14 protein-coding genes are annotated in these 17,018 nt (G+C 35.0%); 12 read left to right on the top strand and 2 right to left on the bottom strand.

Annotated elements, in window-relative coordinates:
* Positions 1-10 precede the first annotated feature (10 nt).
* From NST49_RS09605 to NST49_RS09585, 5 genes are all read left to right on the top strand, one after another.
* Positions 11-1,507 (top strand): S41 family peptidase, encoded by a 1,497-nt coding sequence (locus NST49_RS09605; protein WP_034536558.1) that lies wholly within the window; start codon positions 11-13, stop codon positions 1,505-1,507.
* Positions 1,508-1,665: 158 nt separating this feature from the next.
* Positions 1,666-2,211 carry a signal peptidase I gene (gene lepB / locus NST49_RS09600; RefSeq protein ID WP_187948591.1) on the top strand — a complete coding sequence of 182 codons (546 nt, stop codon included), beginning with the start codon at positions 1,666-1,668 and terminating at the stop codon, positions 2,209-2,211.
* Between the two features lie 26 nt (positions 2,212-2,237).
* Positions 2,238-2,891: a signal peptidase I gene (lepB, locus tag NST49_RS09595; protein ID WP_034536561.1), complete on the top strand. Its 654-nt coding sequence runs from the start codon at positions 2,238-2,240 to the stop codon at positions 2,889-2,891.
* Between the two features lie 61 nt (positions 2,892-2,952).
* Positions 2,953-3,816 (top strand): ribosome biogenesis GTPase YlqF, encoded by an 864-nt coding sequence (gene ylqF / locus NST49_RS09590; RefSeq protein ID WP_023177776.1) that lies wholly within the window; start codon positions 2,953-2,955, stop codon positions 3,814-3,816.
* A gap of 14 nt (positions 3,817-3,830) precedes the next feature.
* Positions 3,831-4,592 (top strand): ribonuclease HII, encoded by a 762-nt coding sequence (locus NST49_RS09585; protein WP_144080649.1) that lies wholly within the window; start codon positions 3,831-3,833, stop codon positions 4,590-4,592.
* A gap of 44 nt (positions 4,593-4,636) precedes the next feature.
* On the opposite strand, the gene lexA is transcribed toward NST49_RS09585, so the two are convergent.
* Complete coding sequence (lexA, locus tag NST49_RS09580) at positions 4,637-5,260, bottom strand: transcriptional repressor LexA (RefSeq protein WP_023177778.1); 624 nt, start codon at positions 5,258-5,260, stop codon at positions 4,637-4,639.
* Between the two features lie 163 nt (positions 5,261-5,423).
* Here lexA and NST49_RS09575 point away from each other — a divergent pair, with 163 nt between their 5' ends.
* From NST49_RS09575 to NST49_RS09555, 5 genes are all read left to right on the top strand, one after another.
* Positions 5,424-5,663 (top strand): DUF896 family protein, encoded by a 240-nt coding sequence (locus NST49_RS09575; RefSeq protein WP_023177779.1) that lies wholly within the window; start codon positions 5,424-5,426, stop codon positions 5,661-5,663.
* A gap of 134 nt (positions 5,664-5,797) precedes the next feature.
* Positions 5,798-7,801, top strand: a complete 2,004-nt coding sequence (gene tkt / locus NST49_RS09570) for a transketolase (RefSeq protein WP_341048292.1) — start codon at positions 5,798-5,800, stop codon at positions 7,799-7,801.
* Positions 7,802-7,963: 162 nt separating this feature from the next.
* On the top strand, positions 7,964-8,209 hold the full coding sequence (locus tag NST49_RS09565; protein ID WP_023177781.1) for a YneF family protein: 246 nt from the start codon (positions 7,964-7,966) through the stop codon (positions 8,207-8,209).
* 98 nt (positions 8,210-8,307) lie between these two features.
* Positions 8,308-10,059 carry an ABC transporter ATP-binding protein gene (locus tag NST49_RS09560; protein ID WP_023177782.1) on the top strand — a complete coding sequence of 584 codons (1,752 nt, stop codon included), beginning with the start codon at positions 8,308-8,310 and terminating at the stop codon, positions 10,057-10,059.
* On the top strand, positions 10,059-11,852 hold the full coding sequence (locus tag NST49_RS09555; RefSeq protein ID WP_301425949.1) for an ABC transporter ATP-binding protein: 1,794 nt from the start codon (positions 10,059-10,061) through the stop codon (positions 11,850-11,852). The genes NST49_RS09560 and NST49_RS09555 overlap by 1 nt, the downstream gene beginning before the upstream one ends.
* 34 nt (positions 11,853-11,886) lie before the next feature.
* Here NST49_RS09555 and NST49_RS09550 read toward each other — a convergent pair whose 3' ends face one another.
* Positions 11,887-12,507: a lysophospholipid acyltransferase family protein gene (locus NST49_RS09550; RefSeq protein ID WP_023177784.1), complete on the bottom strand. Its 621-nt coding sequence runs from the start codon at positions 12,505-12,507 to the stop codon at positions 11,887-11,889.
* Positions 12,508-12,808: 301 nt separating this feature from the next.
* Here NST49_RS09550 and NST49_RS09545 point away from each other — a divergent pair, with 301 nt between their 5' ends.
* Both NST49_RS09545 and rpsB read left to right on the top strand, forming a co-directional pair.
* Positions 12,809-16,036 carry a DEAD/DEAH box helicase gene (locus tag NST49_RS09545; RefSeq protein WP_034536574.1) on the top strand — a complete coding sequence of 1,076 codons (3,228 nt, stop codon included), beginning with the start codon at positions 12,809-12,811 and terminating at the stop codon, positions 16,034-16,036.
* A gap of 189 nt (positions 16,037-16,225) precedes the next feature.
* A complete protein-coding gene (gene rpsB, locus NST49_RS09540; RefSeq protein ID WP_023177786.1) occupies positions 16,226-17,014 on the top strand; it encodes a 30S ribosomal protein S2 in 789 nt (262 codons plus the stop codon).
* The last annotated feature ends 4 nt before the right edge of the window (positions 17,015-17,018 follow it).

Genomic DNA, 17,018 nt, shown 5'->3' with positions numbered 1-17,018 from the left:
ATCCTTACAAATGGAGAATGAATCCAATAACGAAAAAAGAAAAAAAGGCATTAAGCCTTGGATATATGGCACTTCTCTACTAGTAGTTGCTGCACTTTCAATTGGTGGAACCGTCGCTGTTACGAATGCTGATGAAAATACAAATGAGGAACAAGCTCAAAATCAAGTAAATTCGTCAGAAGCTAGTGTAGCCGTAGATTCCGAAGATTTTGAAAAAATTCAAACAGTCTACGATACTTTAATGTCAGACTACTATCAAGGTGTAGAAAGTGAAACCTTAATTGAAGGAGCCATTACTGGTATGACTGAATCTGTTGGAGATCCATATACACAGTATCTTAATGTAGAGGAATCTTCTTCATTAAATGAAAGCATCTCTGCTTCTTTTGAAGGAATTGGTGCAGAAGTAATGAAACAAGGGGATAATGTGATGATTGTTTCTCCTATTGCTGGATCGCCAGCTGAAAAAGCAGGGCTTCAACCAAATGATATTATTGTAAAAGTAGATGAACAAGAATTATCTGGGATGAGTTTAAACGAAGCGGTGTCTTATATTCGCGGCGAAAAGGGTTCAGAAGTCGTTTTAACGATTAAAAGAGGAGAGACTACTTTCGAAGTGACTCTTGTGCGGGATACGATACCTGTTGAAACCGTTCTTTATCAATTAGATAAAGAAAATCCAACTATTGGATCAATTACTATTACTAGTTTTTCTTCACCTACGTACGAAGATTTGGTTATGGCAATTGAAGATTTAAGAGAACAAGGTGCAACATCTTTTGTATTTGATGTTCGACAAAATCCAGGTGGTCTATTAAATGCCGGTTTAAGTATTTCTAATTTGTTTTTAGAAAATGGCGACATTATTTTGCAAACGCAAGAAAAAGATCAAGAACCGGTTTCAATTGTTGCAGATGACAAAACAATGGGCAGTTTCAAAGTAACTGAACCTTCAGTTCTTTTAGTGGATGAAGGAAGTGCTAGTGCGTCTGAGATTTTAGCAGGTGCAGTAAGTGAATCTGGTAATGTCAAATTGATCGGGACGAAAACTTTTGGAAAAGGCACAGTTCAAAATGTAGCTACGTTTGATGATAGTAGTGAATTAAAACTAACCATTGCTAAATGGTTGACGCCAAGTGGCGAATGGATCCACGAAAAAGGAATTACTCCTGATATAGAAGTTTCTTTACCTGAGTATGCTAATTTATTGTTGATCGATAGTTCAAAAACATATCAATTAGGTGATGTATCAGCAGAGGTTGAAAACTTAGAAAAAGTATTAGATGCTTTAGGTTACTCTGTTGAAGATACAGATGGCTACTTTGACGAATCTACTCAAGAAGCGGTCAAAGAATTTCAAACAGACACTAAATTAACGGTGGATGGTAAAGTGACTGGAGAAACCTCTACTCAACTAGTTGAATCATTAAGAAAATTGATTGATGAAAATGATACTCAATACGAAGCAGCAATCAAAGAACTACAATCATCTAAGTCGAACGATTAAACAAACTAATGATTGTGAATTAAATGATTATACACTTATTGGAGAAGAGAGATAGGAAGTTGCTATCTCTCTTTTAATTGAGCAGGATCCTAAATAAATAGTCATTTTAAAAATTTTCTTGTATGATAGAATAAACCGATTTGTTTGGAGAGAATGTTATGAAAAAAAAGTCTTGGAAGGAATTTTCATGGGAGTGGTTTAAGGCATTATTATTAGCAGCCATTATCACGGCTATATTGCGAAATTTTATTTTTATTCCTATGACTATCGAAGGATCTTCAATGATACCTACTTTTCAACAGGACGATCAAATTATTGTTAGAACAATATATGATATACAAAGATTCGATTTAGTCGTTTTTCATGATTCTTCAAATCGAACATTAGTAAAAAGAGTCATTGGGTTACCTGGAGAAAGTATCCGATATGAGAAAGATCAGCTTTATATAAATGATCAAAAAATAAAGGAAAAATTTTTAGATAATAATTTAGTGAATGATGCTGGAGGAATTTGGACATCTGATTTTACTTTAGAAGAATTGACTGGTACACAAATAGTACCTGAAGATGAATATTTTGTATTAGGAGATAACAGAAGATCAAGTAATGATAGTCGTTATTTTGGAAGCATCCCAGTAGATTCGATCATTGGAGAAACATCGTTTACGTATTATCCGTTTGATCGTATAAAATTTGTTCCATAAATAAAAGAATGTTAGGAGAAAAGCAAATGAGTAAAATTAATTTTTCTGATGGTCAAAATCAAAATGAAAGTTTTTTTGAACCGAGAAGTAAACGCCATCCTTCTCCTAGCGAAAAACGTAAGGAAAACAAAAGTCGCGGAAGCGAATTTTTCAGCACATTATTGTATTGTGTAGTGGCATTAATTATATTTTTTCTTGTTCGTCATTTCCTATTCGCTCCAGTAAGTGTTGATGGTGAATCAATGGTGCCTACTTTAGAAGACCGAGATCGTCTGATTTTAAATAAAGTTGATAGTATTGAACGTTTTGACGTAGTTGTTTTTCCTGCTCCAGATGCCCCTGAAAAACAATACATCAAGCGTATCATAGGTCTTCCAGGAGATACTATCCGATTCCAAGATGATGTATTGTATATAAATGGAGAAGCAGTTGAAGAAGAATATCTAGCAAGTGTCGAAGAGGATTTAGCTCCAGGAGAAAACTTTACAGAAGATTTCTTATTAGCAGCTAAAACAGGAGAAGAAGTTGTTCCAGAAGGAAGTTATTTTGTGATGGGCGATAACCGACAAAATTCAAAAGACAGTCGAGTTTTTGGTTTTGTTGATGCTTCTAGTATAAGTGGTACGGCGAATTTTCGTATTCTTCCATTTAAAGAATTCGGTTCAATAGACGATAATTAAAAAAACAAAAAAGAAACTTTAAAGAATTCTGTTTTTGTGTAAAGAGAAAGGTGAAATAACTATGACCATTCAATGGTTCCCAGGACATATGGCAAAAGCAAGACGCCAAGTCACAGAAAAAATAAAACTAGTCGATATTGTTTTTGAACTAGTAGACGCAAGACTTCCATTATCAAGCCGCAATCCTATCTTAGATGAAATCATTGGAGAAAAACCAAGAATTATTATTTTAAATAAAAGTGATTTGGCCGATCCTATAGAAACAAAGAAATGGGTAGCTTATTTTAATAATCAAGGAATTGCGGCAGTGCCGATTATTGCACAAGAAGGAAAAGGCATGAAGCAATTGATGGAAAAGGCAAAAGAGATTTTGAAACCCAAATTTGATCGACGTGCTTCTAAAGGAATCAAACCTCGTGCCATCAGAGCCATGAGTATTGGGATTCCAAACGTTGGGAAATCCACTTTAATCAATCGTTTTATCAAGAAAAACGTTGCAATAACAGGAAATAAGCCTGGTGTTACGAAAGCTCAACAATGGTTGAAATTAGGGAAAGAACTGGAGTTATTAGATACTCCGGGTATACTTTGGCCAAAATTTGAAGATCCTGATGTTGGTAAAAAATTAGCTTTGACAGGTGCAATTAAGGATACTATTTTACAGTTAGATGATATTGCGATGTATGGATTAGAAGTAATGAAGACTCGCAACCCTAAAGCAATTGCTAAACGGTATCAATTAACGGAAGAAGAATTGAATCTTGAAACGCCTGAATTACTTATGTTGATCGGCGAGCGTAAAGGGTTTAGAGATGATTATACTCGTGCATCTGAATTGATCATTCATGATATAAGAAGTGGTAAAATGGGGAAATACACACTAGATATAGCTCCTGTTTCTTTATCAGAAGGACAGGAGAATTAAAAGTGGAAAAACCAATGACAATTACCGCTATTAAAGAATTGTTAGCTACCATAATTGATCCTGGGGATGAACGTTTAATTTTGATAAAAAATGATTCTCGTAAAGGGGCTTTAACGGCGTATAAATCTTGGGAAAATCGGTTGAAGAAGCAACAAATGATTCTTGATAAGCAGCAAGAAATGCTTCAGATCGAGCGATTCTTTTGGGAAAAAGGGACGCAGTATATTGCTGGGATTGATGAAGTTGGAAGAGGCCCTTTAGCTGGACCGGTCGTTGCTGCTGCTGTTATTTTACCAGAAGATTTTAATGTCTTGGGAATCAATGATTCTAAACAGTTATCTAGTGAGAAAAGAGATTTTTTATTTGATCAGATCCAAGAATCTGCAATAGCAATTGGTATCGGTGTGAAAGATCATCAAGTTATTGATGAAGTTAATATTTATCAAGCGACAAAATTAGCAATGATCGAAGCCATTCAACAATTGTCTCAAACGCCACAACAATTAGTCATTGATGCGATGCATTTACCGGTTAGTATCCCTCAAGAAAGTTTTATCAAGGGAGATGCGAAAAGTTTATCTATCGCGGCAGCCAGTATTATTGCTAAAGTAACGAGAGATAGAATGATGAGTGATTATGATGATTTGTATCCAGGTTATGGTTTTTCTAAAAATGCAGGTTATGGAACAAAAGTTCATTTAGAAGGTTTAGAAAAATATGGGGTCTGCCCAATTCACCGCAAAACATTTGCTCCTGTAAAGAATTTATTAAATTAAAAAGTAAAAAATAACTTGGAGCTGTTCCAAGTTATTTTTTACTTTTATTGAATATGACTGCGGTATAAACCGACAACTTTACCCAAAATAGTTACTTCATTTAATAGAATAGGGCTCATAGTATCATTTTCAGGTTGTAATCGATAATGGTCTTCTTCTTTGTAGAACCTTTTGCAAGTAGCTTCATCATCTACCGTCATGGCAATAACGATATCACCATTATTCGCTGTTCCTTGTTTGCGAATAATCACATCGTCACCGTCAAAAATACCTGCATTGATCATGCTTTCTCCACGTATCGTTAACATAAAGAGAGAATCATTTTCGAATTTTAAATTAGGAGGAAGCGGAAAATAATCTGTAGCTTCTTCTACTGCTAAGATAGGCTCACCAGCCGTAACGGTTCCTAATAGTGGGATTTTATCTAAAGCAATTCCCAATTTTGATAATCCTAGTGTTGTCATTTCGATTGCTCTTGGTTTACTTGGATCACGTTGGATAAAACCATTTTTTTCTAAACGAGAAAGATGGCCATGGACTGTTGATGTAGATGATAAAGAAACAGCCGTTCCGATTTCTCGCACTGTTGGTGGATAACCTTTTAATTTAACTTGATCATATATATATTGAAGAACTTCAACTTGCCTAGATTCAGGATTTTTACTCATATATATAAACACCTCATTTCTTATATTTTTATCACATTAAGATTACCATATACGACACAACAAATCAAACAAACGTTCGTAGATGAACAGCATTAAAAGGTGTTTTTTTCAAAAAAGTTTGTTATAGTTGAACAAGAAATAAAAATAATGGTGGAGTGATTAGATGTTACCTAAAGAACAAATAGACAGAATTAATGTTTTAGCGAAAAAATCAAAGAGCAAGGGATTGACACTTCAAGAACAAGTGGAACAAAAAAAATTAAGAGATGCCTATATCCAAGCATTTAGAGGCGGCATGAGAAACACAATTGAAGGTGTAAAGGTAGTAGATGAAAAAGGCAACGATGTTACACCTGATAAATTGAAAGATATTCAAAAAGACAAAGGTCTTCATGGCAGATAACAGATCGATTGTGCATGGATGTGATAAATGTAAGATTCTCCCATTTAGTAACATTACGATCGTGAAAGCGTTGCACTTGAAGTGAAATAATAGTAAACTAATAGAGTACCTATTAGAGAGTTAAAATTGAAAGGATGATTTTTTTGTTTGATAACACAGACCAGTTAGCAGTAAATACAATTAGAACACTAAGTATGGATGGTATACAAAAAGCCAACTCTGGACACCCAGGTTTACCTATGGGGGCTGCTCCAATGGCTTACGCATTGTGGACTAAACAATTAAAAGTAAATCCAAAAAACTCAAAATGGTTTGACCGTGACCGTTTTGTCTTATCAGCTGGACACGGTTCAATGTTATTATACAGCTTGTTGCATTTAGCTGGATATGACGTTAAAATCGACGATTTAAAACAATTCCGTCAATGGGATAGTAAAACACCAGGACATCCAGAAGTTAACCATACTGATGGAGTAGAAGCAACTACTGGTCCTTTAGGACAAGGGATTGCAAACGGTGTAGGTATGGCTATGGCAGAAGCTCATTTAGCGGCTGTTTACAATAAAGAAAAACATACAATTATTGATCATCATACGTATGCTCTATGTGGGGATGGCGACTTAATGGAAGGTGTTTCAGCTGAAGCTGCAAGTTTAGCTGCTCACTTGGAACTTGGAAAATTAGTTGTTCTTTATGATTCAAATGATATTTCATTAGATGGTCCTACATCTAAAGCATTTACTGAAAATGTTGGCAAACGTTTTGAAGCTTACGGATGGCAACATATTCTTGTAAAAGATGGAAATGACTTAAATGAAATTAATGCAGCAATTGAAACTGCAAAATCTGAAACAAAAAGACCTTCTCTAATTGAAGTGAAAACTGTTATCGGATTTGGTGCTCCTAATGCAGGAACACATAAAGTCCATGGTGCACCACTTGGGGCAGAAGGAATCGAAGCAGCTAAAAAAGCTTATGGATGGGAAGGCGAAGACTTCTTTGTCCCTACTGAAGTAGCTGATCGTTTCAAAGAAACAATGGTAGATAAAGGCGCTAAAGCTGAAGAAGAGTGGAAAGCAGCATTTGAAGCTTACCGCGCTGAGTATCCAGAATTAGCTGAACAACTTGAAATGTCATTAAGCAATGAATTACCAGCAGATTGGGATGCAGAATTGCCAACTTATGATATTGAAGATAAAGCATTAGCTTCTCGTGTTACAGGTAGTCAAGCTCTAAATGCTATTGCAAAAAAAGTTCCTTATTTCTGGGGCGGTTCTGCTGACTTGTCTTCATCTAATAACACAATGATCTCAGATGTAAAAGATTTCCAAGCTGGTCAATATGAGGGAAGAAATATATGGTTTGGAGTTCGTGAATTTGGGATGACAGCTGCTATGAACGGGATTGCCTTGCATGGCGGTTCTAGAGTATATGGTGGTACTTTCTTCGTCTTTACTGATTACTTACGTGCTGCAGTTCGTTTAGCTGCTATTTCTAAACTTCCAGTAACGTATGTGTTCACGCATGATTCTGTTGCGGTTGGAGAAGATGGTCCAACTCACGAACCAGTTGAACAATTATCTAGTTTACGTGGCATGCCTAACTTATCATTGATCCGTCCTGCAGATGGAAATGAAGTTTCGGCTGCTTGGGAATTAGCATTGACTTCAACAGATCATCCTACAATGTTAGTTTTATCACGTCAAAACTTACCAGTTTTGCCAGGTACAAAAGAAGGCGCTCGTACAAACGTTGCTAAAGGAGCTTACGTTATTTCAGCTCAAGAAGGTGAAAAACCTGAAGGAATTCTGTTAGCATCTGGTTCTGAAGTTGCTTTAGCTATTGAAGCTCAAAAAGATTTGAAAGAAAATGGACACGATGTTTCAGTCGTTTCTGTTCCAAGTTTTGATTTGTTCGACAAACAAGATGCAGCCTACAAAGAAAGTGTATTACCTAAAGATGTCCGCAAACGCGTATCTATTGAAATGGGTGCTACTTTTGGATGGGAACGTTATGTTGGTTTAGATGGTGCTACAATCGGTATCGACAAATATGGTGCTAGTGCGCCAGGAGCAACAGTTATTGAAAATTATGGCTTTACAGTAGAAAATGTTGTAAAAACATATAACAACTTATAAAATTCAGCCATGTAAGTTGATTTCTATCACTTACATGGCTTTCTTTTTGCTGTTATTTAGTAAAGATCTCTTTTTTTAGCTTAAGAATAGAATTTTAGTTTATTTTTTGTCTAGAGTTTAGTACAATTAAGACTTGAGAGGTTTGAAAGGAGTGAATCAAAAATGAATTTAGGTCTTGCTATCTTTTTAATTATTTTAGCTTTAGTTGGTGGAGCAGTCGCTGGTTTCTTTCTTGCTAGAAAGTACATGATGGATTATTTCAAAAAAAATCCGCCGGTTGATGAAAATATGTTGCGTATGTTAATGATGCAAATGGGACAAAAACCATCAGAAAAGAAAATTAAACAAATGATGTCGTCCATGAAAACACAAACAACAAAAACAACAAAAACAAGTAAAAAAAAATAAGTATGCGTCATAGCTTATGATAGATGAATGCGAACAGATAGTGATATCTGTTCGCGTTTTTTAATTAATCAGGGGGATTTAAGAAAAGGAGGAAAACGATGGGAATCTATAAAAAGTTGGGTTGGTTTTTCAAACAAGAAAAGAAAGCATATATTACAGGGATAGTATTTCTGTTCTTTGTAGCATTAATACAACTAGTACCTCCTAGAATAATTGGAATTATTGTAGATGAAGTTAGTGAAGGTACGCTAACTTCTGCCACATTAATAAAGTGGTTAAGTTTTTTAATTGCAGCTGCGACAGCGAGTTATTTATTTCGTTATATTTGGCGGGTCAATATATGGGGAACATCCGCTAAATTAGAAAGAATACTTAGAACACGTTTATTTAATCATTTTACTGAAATGGATAATAGTTTTTTTCAAAAATACCGCACAGGAGATTTAATGGCACACGCAACTAATGATTTGACTGCCGTTCGTAACGTAGCTGGTGGCGGAATATTGACATTAGCTGATTCGATTATTACGGGTGGTACAACAATCATTGCGATGACTTTAGTCGTTGACTGGCGATTAACGTTGATTGCCTTAGTTCCGCTCCCGTTGCTCGCTGTAGCCTCACGTGTCTTAGGTTCTAAGCTTCATGAACGCTTTAGAGGAGCACAAGCTGCTTTTTCTGATATGAATGATAAAGCACAAGAGAGTATCTCAGGAATGAAAGTCATCAAAACGTTTGGACAAGAAGATGAGGATGTGGATGAATTTAGAAGTAAAACACACCAAGTCGTAAAAGAAAATAAAAAAGTTTATAAAATCGATTCATTGTTTGATCCTACGATCACCTTTATTATGGGAATCTCGTATGTGTTAACGATTATAATGGGTGGAATTTATATTAGATCGGGTTCGATTTCGATAGGAGAACTCGTTTCTTTCATTAACTACATTGCTATGCTTGTTTGGCCGATGTTTGCTATTGGACGTTTATTTAATATTCTAGAACGCGGGAGCGCAAGTTATGATCGCGTTGAAAGATTGTTGCTAGAAAAATCCAAAATCGTTGAGAAACCTTCAGCTTTAACAAAAGCTATAAGAGGGGATATTCACTATTCGATTGAAAAATTTTCTTACCCTAAATCAGATGTTGTGGCACTTAAAGAAATTCATTTTGAATTAAAACGTGGACAGACGCTTGGAGTAGTAGGAAAAACAGGAGCAGGGAAAACCAGTATCTTTAGATTGCTGTTAAGAGAGTATGATCGGTATCATGGACATATTTTATACGGCAATGAAGATATACGAGATTACACGTTAGATGCTTTATTGCAACATATAGGGTATGTGCCGCAAGATCAATTTTTGTTCTCAACAAGTATTAAAGAAAATATTCGTTTTTCTGATCCGTATTTGCCTCAAAAGGAAGTAGAAAAAGCAGCAGAACTGACGGCCATTCATTCGGATATCATGGAGATGCCTAATGGCTATGATACCGTGGTGGGTGAACGAGGAGTTTCATTATCTGGAGGACAAAAGCAACGAATTTCAATTGCTCGTGCATTGATCATTCGCCCAGAATTATTGATTCTTGATGATGCTTTATCAGCAGTAGATGCAAAAACAGAAGAAAAAATATTATCAGCTTTGAAAAAGGAACGTTCTGAACAGACAACGATCATTGCTGCACACCGTATCAGTAGTGTAATGCATGCAGATGAAATCATTGTTATTGATAATGGAGCAATTGTTGAAAGAGGATCACATGCTGATTTGCTTCTTCAAAATGGATGGTATAAAGAGATGTTTGATAGTCAGCAGCTTGAAAGAAAAATTGAAGGAGGTGCAGACTAATGGCACAAGAAGAATCGGCATGGTCAAAATCATTTACAGCTAAAGAACAGGTTACTATTTTAAAACGTATCATTAAGTTTGCGTCTCCTTTTAAGGGACAATTTGCAGGTGGAATCGTATTCGGAATTTTGTTAGCCATTACGAATATTATTTTACCTAGAATCCTTCAAGTGTTTATTGATGATTACTTAGCTAAAGGAGCAGCTACGAATAATATCATCATACTGTTTGCTGTCATTTATTTTGGTATGACTATCGTGAAGATCGTTTTTTGGTATTTGAATCTTTACTTATACAATATGGCTTCTGAAAAAACCGTAGAAAATATACGAAATGCGATATTCAAAAAACTGCACACTTTAGGTATGCGTTTTTTCGATCAGACTCCTGCAGGTTCTATTGTTACTAGAGTGACAAATGATACGGAGACCATCAAAGAGTTTTGGTCAGTGTTTCTTACGATCTTGCAAGGAATATTAGGGGTAACCACTTCACTTTTTGCAATGCTGTTGCTTAATGTGGAAATTTCTCTTTGGATCGTTGCATTGATTCCTATATTAGGTGTTGTTATCTGGTACTATCAAAAGCACAGCTCAAGACTGTATCGAAATATGAGAGAAAAACTAAGTTCACTAAATGCAAAATTAGCAGAATCGGTCAACGGAATGAGTATCATTCAACAATTTCGTCAAGAAAAAAGATTGCAAGCTGAATTTGATGAAACGAATATGGATTATTATAAATTACGATTTGCAATGGTAAAAACAAACTCTATTTTGTTAAGTCCGGTAATTGATTTTCTCTACACTTTTTCACTGGTTTTTATTCTTGGCTTTTTTGGATATGAAGCTTTAAATGGTCCGGTTAGCGTAGGTGTTATTTATGCGTTTACTTCTTATGCTCGTAATTTCTTTAATCCAATGACAAGTATGATGGACAGTTTGAGTATTTTTCAGGATGGAATTGTTTCAAGCAGTCGAGTATTAAACGTATTAGACAACGAAGAGTATACTCCTCAGCAAAATGAAACGGCTAATGCAGAAATAACCGATGCCAAAATTGAATTTAAACATGTTAGTTTCTCTTACGATGGCAAACATAATGTTTTGAATGATATTTCATTCACGGCTTTGCCAGGCCAAACCATCGCATTAGTTGGTCACACAGGTAGCGGGAAAAGTTCCATTATCAATGTGATGATGCGTTTTTATGAATTTTATGAAGGTGAAATTTTGATTGATGATATTCCTATCAAGAATTACCCTCTGAAAGAATTGCGGAAAAAAATGGGGTTAGTTTTACAAGATTCTTTTTTATTTTATGGAACACTTAAAGATAACATCCGTTTAAAGGACGCTTCTATTACTGATTTTCAGATTGAAGAAGCAGCGCGATTTGTTCAAGCAGATACATTTATTGAAAAATTACCGAATCAGTATGATTCTAGAGTGATTGAACGAGGAGCCAGTTATTCGACAGGGCAAAAACAATTGATTTCTTTTGCAAGTACAATTGTGACGGATCCTAAGATTCTTATTTTAGACGAAGCAACAGCGAATATTGACACTGAAACTGAAGCATTGATTCAAGAAGGGCTTAAGAAAATGCGTAAAGGTCGTACAACTTTAGCAATTGCTCATCGATTATCTACTATTCGTGATGCAGACTTGATTCTTGTATTAGATCATGGAGAAATAATTGAGCGTGGTACGCACGATCAACTTATCCAAAAAAATGGTATTTACTATGATATGTATCAATTACAAAATAAAGGTCTTTACCTAGAAAAATAAAATAAAGAGAGAAAAGTCAGCGGCTTTTCTCTCTTTATTTTTCGTACTCGTATTTAAATGAAGGATCGATTTCCATATCTAATTGATCAAAAGCTTGTTGGATCTGTTCGTCGATTGCTTTTAAATTTTCTTTAGACAGCTTAACTTTGCGATCTATGGTGATAGGATCCCCAAAACGAACTGTTACTTTTTTTCTTTTTAAAATGCCTCCAAGAGTCAACGGGCCTTGGTACACCGCTGGAATAATCGGAACACCGCTTAATTTAGCAATTGTAGCAGCTCCACCTTTTATTTCGTTTGAATGTCTCGTTCCAGTTGGAAATATCATTAAACTTAAATCGCCTTTTTTAAGAATTTTAACCGGTGTTTTTATAGCACTTGGTCCTGGATTAGCACGATCTACTGGAAAGGCGTTAGCGTGTCTAATGATCCAACTCAAAATTGGATTTTTAAACAACTCTTTTTTTGCCATAAAAGTAAATGGTTTAGGACTGGCAGCTATAGCTAGATAAACTGGGTCAATCCAAGTTCTATGTGGTGCCACTAATATATAAGATGTATCTGTTGGAAGTTTGGTGCGGTTTTCATAATGCGCATTTCCGTTTAAAATAGCTAATAGGAAACGCAAAACAGCTCTTAAAATTTTATAAAACAAAGTTCGTCAACCTCTCATGAATTCATTTTTCTAGTGCATTTTCATAATAATAGTATGATTCATAATTTGTATTTTAGCAAGTAGTAATCTTTAATAGTATACTGAATTATTGGATCATTATACTATTAGGGACCGAAAAGAAATAGACTCATGCTTTTTTTACTGAAAAAACAATGAAAGCATACAATGAAAAAAGAAAAAATTTTCTTTTTTTACCATAATGACGTACAATAGAGAGATAGAAAAAGCGTGCTTGAAAAATAATTATTATATGAAAAGCAAGAAAGTAGGGGAATGTTGAATGAAATGGAGTATACCTGAACGCGTTATTGAGCAAGGAAGACAATATGTTGCAGAAAAACGTGTCCTTTCAGTCAACTCAAATTTTGATAAGAAAATATGGTCTGCCGAAGTTATGGGCAGTGATATTTTTCATGTTGAATTAGATGGATCAACAAAAGAAGATGATTTTTGTGAATGTTTATATTGGAAAAATCATGGTTATTGTAAACATACTGTTGCGGTTGAATTAGAGCTTAGAGACCGAAAAATCAGCCGAGTGATGACAGCTGAGAATGCTAAAAAAGTAGCAGTGGATTCTCCAAATCCAGGCCAAGAATTAACAGAATCATTCACACGTATATTTTTAAATGAAAATAGAAAAATGGCTGTAACAGCTAAACAAAAACAGTCACTGAAATTAGAATACAGAATAGAAATCAAGCCGATGACTACTGCACTGATAAGAACTTCTTTTGACGTGTTGGCTTTAAGCCTTAAAGCTGGTAGTGATAAAATGTATATTATAAAAGATCTGCCTTTGTTTTTAGAAAGTTTTATCAAAAAAGAAACACTTGAATTAAAAGCAGGTCAAGAAATCAACTTTAAAGATATTTTTCTTGAAGAAGAAGATCGTGATATCCTAACAAGTTTATATAAACAATATAAATCAATCCAATTGATTTCTGGAGAGCATAAAGATGCTAAATCATTATTGACTAATAACCGTTATTTGGTACTAATGACTGCTCTAGCAGAAAATACGATTCAAGATTTACAAGATAGTGGCAATTTAACCTTTGTTACGAAAGACGATACCTATAAAACGATGATGTTTGTCGAAGGGAAAATGCCTTTTTCGTTTGAGATTTTTCAAAAGAACAACACAATTACTCTGTCTATTACGGGTTTAGCAGATAGTCACTTAAAAGAATATGATTGGTTTGTTTCAGACAATATTGTCTTTCAACCTAATTTAGAACAAATGCGTGCTTATCGTCCGCTGCAACAATTTTTACAACGTTTTGGTGGCGACAATATTGTGATTGAACCTGCTGATATGCCGGACTTTACTGCTTATGTAATGCCATTGCTCGTAAAAATCGGAAATGTCTCAATTGATGATCAACTGAAAGATTCTTTCGTTCAAGAACCTTTATTAACATCTGTTTATTTTGAGTACCATAATGAGGCGGTACACGCTACTGTGGAATTTAATTATAAACACATGATTCTATCTACTGATCCTTCTAAAAATCAGTTGTCCGAAGAAGGCGTACAAATTATCAGAGATAGTGAAAAAGAAATGAAAATTATTAATCAATTAAATGAATTTGATTATCATCGGACAGAAACCAACTATACGAAACGAATGGTTCGAGATGACGAATTCTACAACTTGTTTACAAAAGAAATTCCAACTTTAGAGTTAGATGCAACCGTTTATGTAGATGATTTATTAGACAGTATGTTTTTAAATCAAATTGATCCTGAGACCATTATTGATGTTCAAAATGAAGGCTCTTTGTTAGATGTTCGTTTTGACATTAAAGGGATCACTCCAGAAGAAGTAGATGATGTATTAAGAAGTTTGGTCGAAAAGAAAGCTTTCCATAAATTTGATAATGGAACGATTCTTTCGTTAGAATCAGAAAGTTTTAAACAAGTTAGTGATGTTTTAAATGAATTGAGAGTGACCAAGAAATTTCAAAATGGCGGAATTCAATTGCCGAGTTATCGAGGATTAGAATTGAACGAAAAGTTCGCTATGGATGAAAAAACAAAAGGAACGGTATCCAAAAAATTCAAAAACCTCATTCATGATCTGAATTTCCCAGAAGAATTTGAGGCTGCGGTTCCTAAGACTTTGAAAGCAGAATTAAGACCCTATCAAGTAACTGGGTTTCAGTGGTTGAAGATGTTGTCTAAATATGGATTTGGCGGTATTTTAGCTGATGATATGGGACTTGGGAAAACCATTCAGGTCATTACGTATATACTATCTGAAATAGAAGAAAAAGGACAAAATGATCCTTTCTTAATTGTTGCTCCAGCTTCATTGATCTACAATTGGCATTTTGAGATTGAAAAATTTGCACCATCGATCGAAAGTATAGTGGTTTCAGGTACAGCTGAGGAAAGAATGCAGTTAGTTGGAAATGTTAAACCAAATCAAGTCTTGATTACGTCTTATCCTAGTTTTAGACAGGACGTGGAATATTACAAGCAGGCTTCTTTTAGTACACTTATTTTAGATGAGTCGCAAATGGTGAAAAATCATAACACTAAAACATCCCAAGCTTTGAGAGACTTATCCATAAAGAAACGATTTGCCTTAAGTGGTACACCTATTGAAAATAAAATCGAAGAGTTATGGGCAATTTTCCAATTGATCATGCCTGGATTTTTCCCTTCTATCAAAAAATTTAAAACTTTACCAAATGAACAAATTGCAAAAATGATTCGTCCATTTGTCTTAAGACGTATCAAAAAAGAAGTACTGAAAGAATTACCGAATAAAATTGAAACTAACTTATATAGTCAAATGACTAAAGAACAAAAAACGGTCTATCTTGCTTACTTGCAACGAATCCAAGAAAGTGTCAATAGCATGGATGGGGCAGAGTTCAAAAAGAATCGAATTGAGATTTTGGCTGGATTAACTCGTCTAAGACAAATCTGTTGTGATCCTAAGTTGTTTATTGATGATTACGAAGGCGACTCGGGTAAATTAGAACAGTTGAAAGAAACAATTCAAACAGCTAGAGAAAATGGAAGACGGATTTTGATCTTTTCTCAATTTACTTCTATGCTTGCCATTATTGAAAAAGAACTGGCAGAACAAGAAGTGGATACTTTCTATTTAAGTGGACAAACCAAACCAAAAGAGCGTATTGAAATGGTCAATAAATTCAACGCTGGAGAAAAAGATGTTTTCCTTATCTCACTTAAAGCTGGTGGGACTGGATTAAACCTTACGGGTGCCGATATGGTTATCCTTTACGATTTATGGTGGAACCCAGCAGTGGAAGAACAAGCCGCTGGTAGAGCACACAGAATCGGACAGAAAAAAGTTGTTCAAGTTTTACGCTTGATTGCTGAAGGAACCATTGAAGAAAAAATCGATCAATTGCAACAAGAGAAAAAAGCGTTGTTTGATCAAATTATTACTGAAGACGGATCTATCCAAAGAGAAGGAAGCCAGTTATCGGAAGATGATATTCGTGAAATTTTAAGTATAGGGATGTAAAATAATGAAAAAACGTTAGTTAGTGTTGATATTTTCATTAAAATCATATATACTAATTAACGGTGCTAAAAGCACTAAAAAAATTATTTCACACTTCAAAGGATGTAAAGGACGGTGCTTGATTTTTTCAAGTCTCCTTACAGTTGAATTTGAAGGAGGAAAATAAAAAACCAATGGAGGAAACATATTATGGCAGTAATTTCTATGAAACAATTGCTTGAAGCAGGAGTTCATTTTGGTCACCAAACACGTCGTTGGAACCCAAAAATGTCTCGTTATATCTTTACAGAAAGAAACGGTATCTACATCATTGACTTACAAAAAACGGTTAAGTTAGCTGATACTGCATACAACTACATGAAAGAAGTATCTGAAAATGGCGGAATCGCTTTATTCGTTGGTACTAAAAAACAAGCACAAGAAGCTATCAAAGATGAAGCAACTCGTGCTGGACAATACTTTGTAAACCACCGTTGGTTAGGTGGAACATTAACTAACTGGGATACAATCCAAAAACGTATTAAACGTTTGAAAGCTATCAACAAAATGGAAGAAGACGGAACTTTTGAAGTCCTTCCTAAAAAAGAAGTTGGGATCTTGATCAAACAACGTGACCGTCTTGAAAAATTCTTAGGTGGGATCCAAGATATGCCTAGAATTCCAGATGTAATGTTCGTTGTTGACCCTCGTAAAGAACGTATTGCAATCCAAGAAGCACACAAATTAAACATTCCAGTAGTAGCAATGGTTGATACTAACTGTGACCCAGATGAAATCGATGTTATCATCCCATCAAACGATGACGCTATCCGCGCTGTTAAATTGATTACTTCTAAAATGGCTGATGCTATGATCGAAGGAAACCAAGGTGAAGATGAAGTCGTTGAAGAAACTTTCACAGCTGAAGCTCCAGAAGCTTCTGAAACTGCTTCAATTGAAGAAATCGTTGAAGTCGTTGAAGGAAACAACGCTGAATAATCAA

The sequence above is a fragment of the Carnobacterium sp. FSL W8-0810 genome (assembly GCF_038007125.1).
Lineage (GTDB): Bacteria > Bacillota > Bacilli > Lactobacillales > Carnobacteriaceae > Carnobacterium_B > Carnobacterium_B inhibens.
The sequence above is the reverse complement of the archived record's forward strand: the minus strand, read 5'-3'. Positions and strand labels throughout refer to the sequence as shown.

Coding starts and splice junctions, on each gene's coding strand:
- rpsB (WP_023177786.1), top strand. CDS start 16,226: ATGGCAGTAATTTCTATGAAACAATTGCTTGAAGCAGGAGTTCATTTT.
- lepB (WP_034536561.1), top strand. CDS start 2,238: ATGAGTAAAATTAATTTTTCTGATGGTCAAAATCAAAATGAAAGTTTT.
- lexA (WP_023177778.1), bottom strand. CDS start 5,260: ATGAGTAAAAATCCTGAATCTAGGCAAGTTGAAGTTCTTCAATATATA.
- tkt (WP_341048292.1), top strand. CDS start 5,798: ATGATTTTTTTGTTTGATAACACAGACCAGTTAGCAGTAAATACAATT.
- lepB (WP_187948591.1), top strand. CDS start 1,666: ATGAAAAAAAAGTCTTGGAAGGAATTTTCATGGGAGTGGTTTAAGGCA.
- NST49_RS09555 (WP_301425949.1), top strand. CDS start 10,059: ATGGCACAAGAAGAATCGGCATGGTCAAAATCATTTACAGCTAAAGAA.
- NST49_RS09565 (WP_023177781.1), top strand. CDS start 7,964: ATGAATTTAGGTCTTGCTATCTTTTTAATTATTTTAGCTTTAGTTGGT.
- NST49_RS09560 (WP_023177782.1), top strand. CDS start 8,308: ATGGGAATCTATAAAAAGTTGGGTTGGTTTTTCAAACAAGAAAAGAAA.
- NST49_RS09545 (WP_034536574.1), top strand. CDS start 12,809: ATGAAATGGAGTATACCTGAACGCGTTATTGAGCAAGGAAGACAATAT.
- ylqF (WP_023177776.1), top strand. CDS start 2,953: ATGACCATTCAATGGTTCCCAGGACATATGGCAAAAGCAAGACGCCAA.
- NST49_RS09605 (WP_034536558.1), top strand. CDS start 11: ATGGAGAATGAATCCAATAACGAAAAAAGAAAAAAAGGCATTAAGCCT.
- NST49_RS09575 (WP_023177779.1), top strand. CDS start 5,424: ATGTTACCTAAAGAACAAATAGACAGAATTAATGTTTTAGCGAAAAAA.
- NST49_RS09585 (WP_144080649.1), top strand. CDS start 3,831: ATGACAATTACCGCTATTAAAGAATTGTTAGCTACCATAATTGATCCT.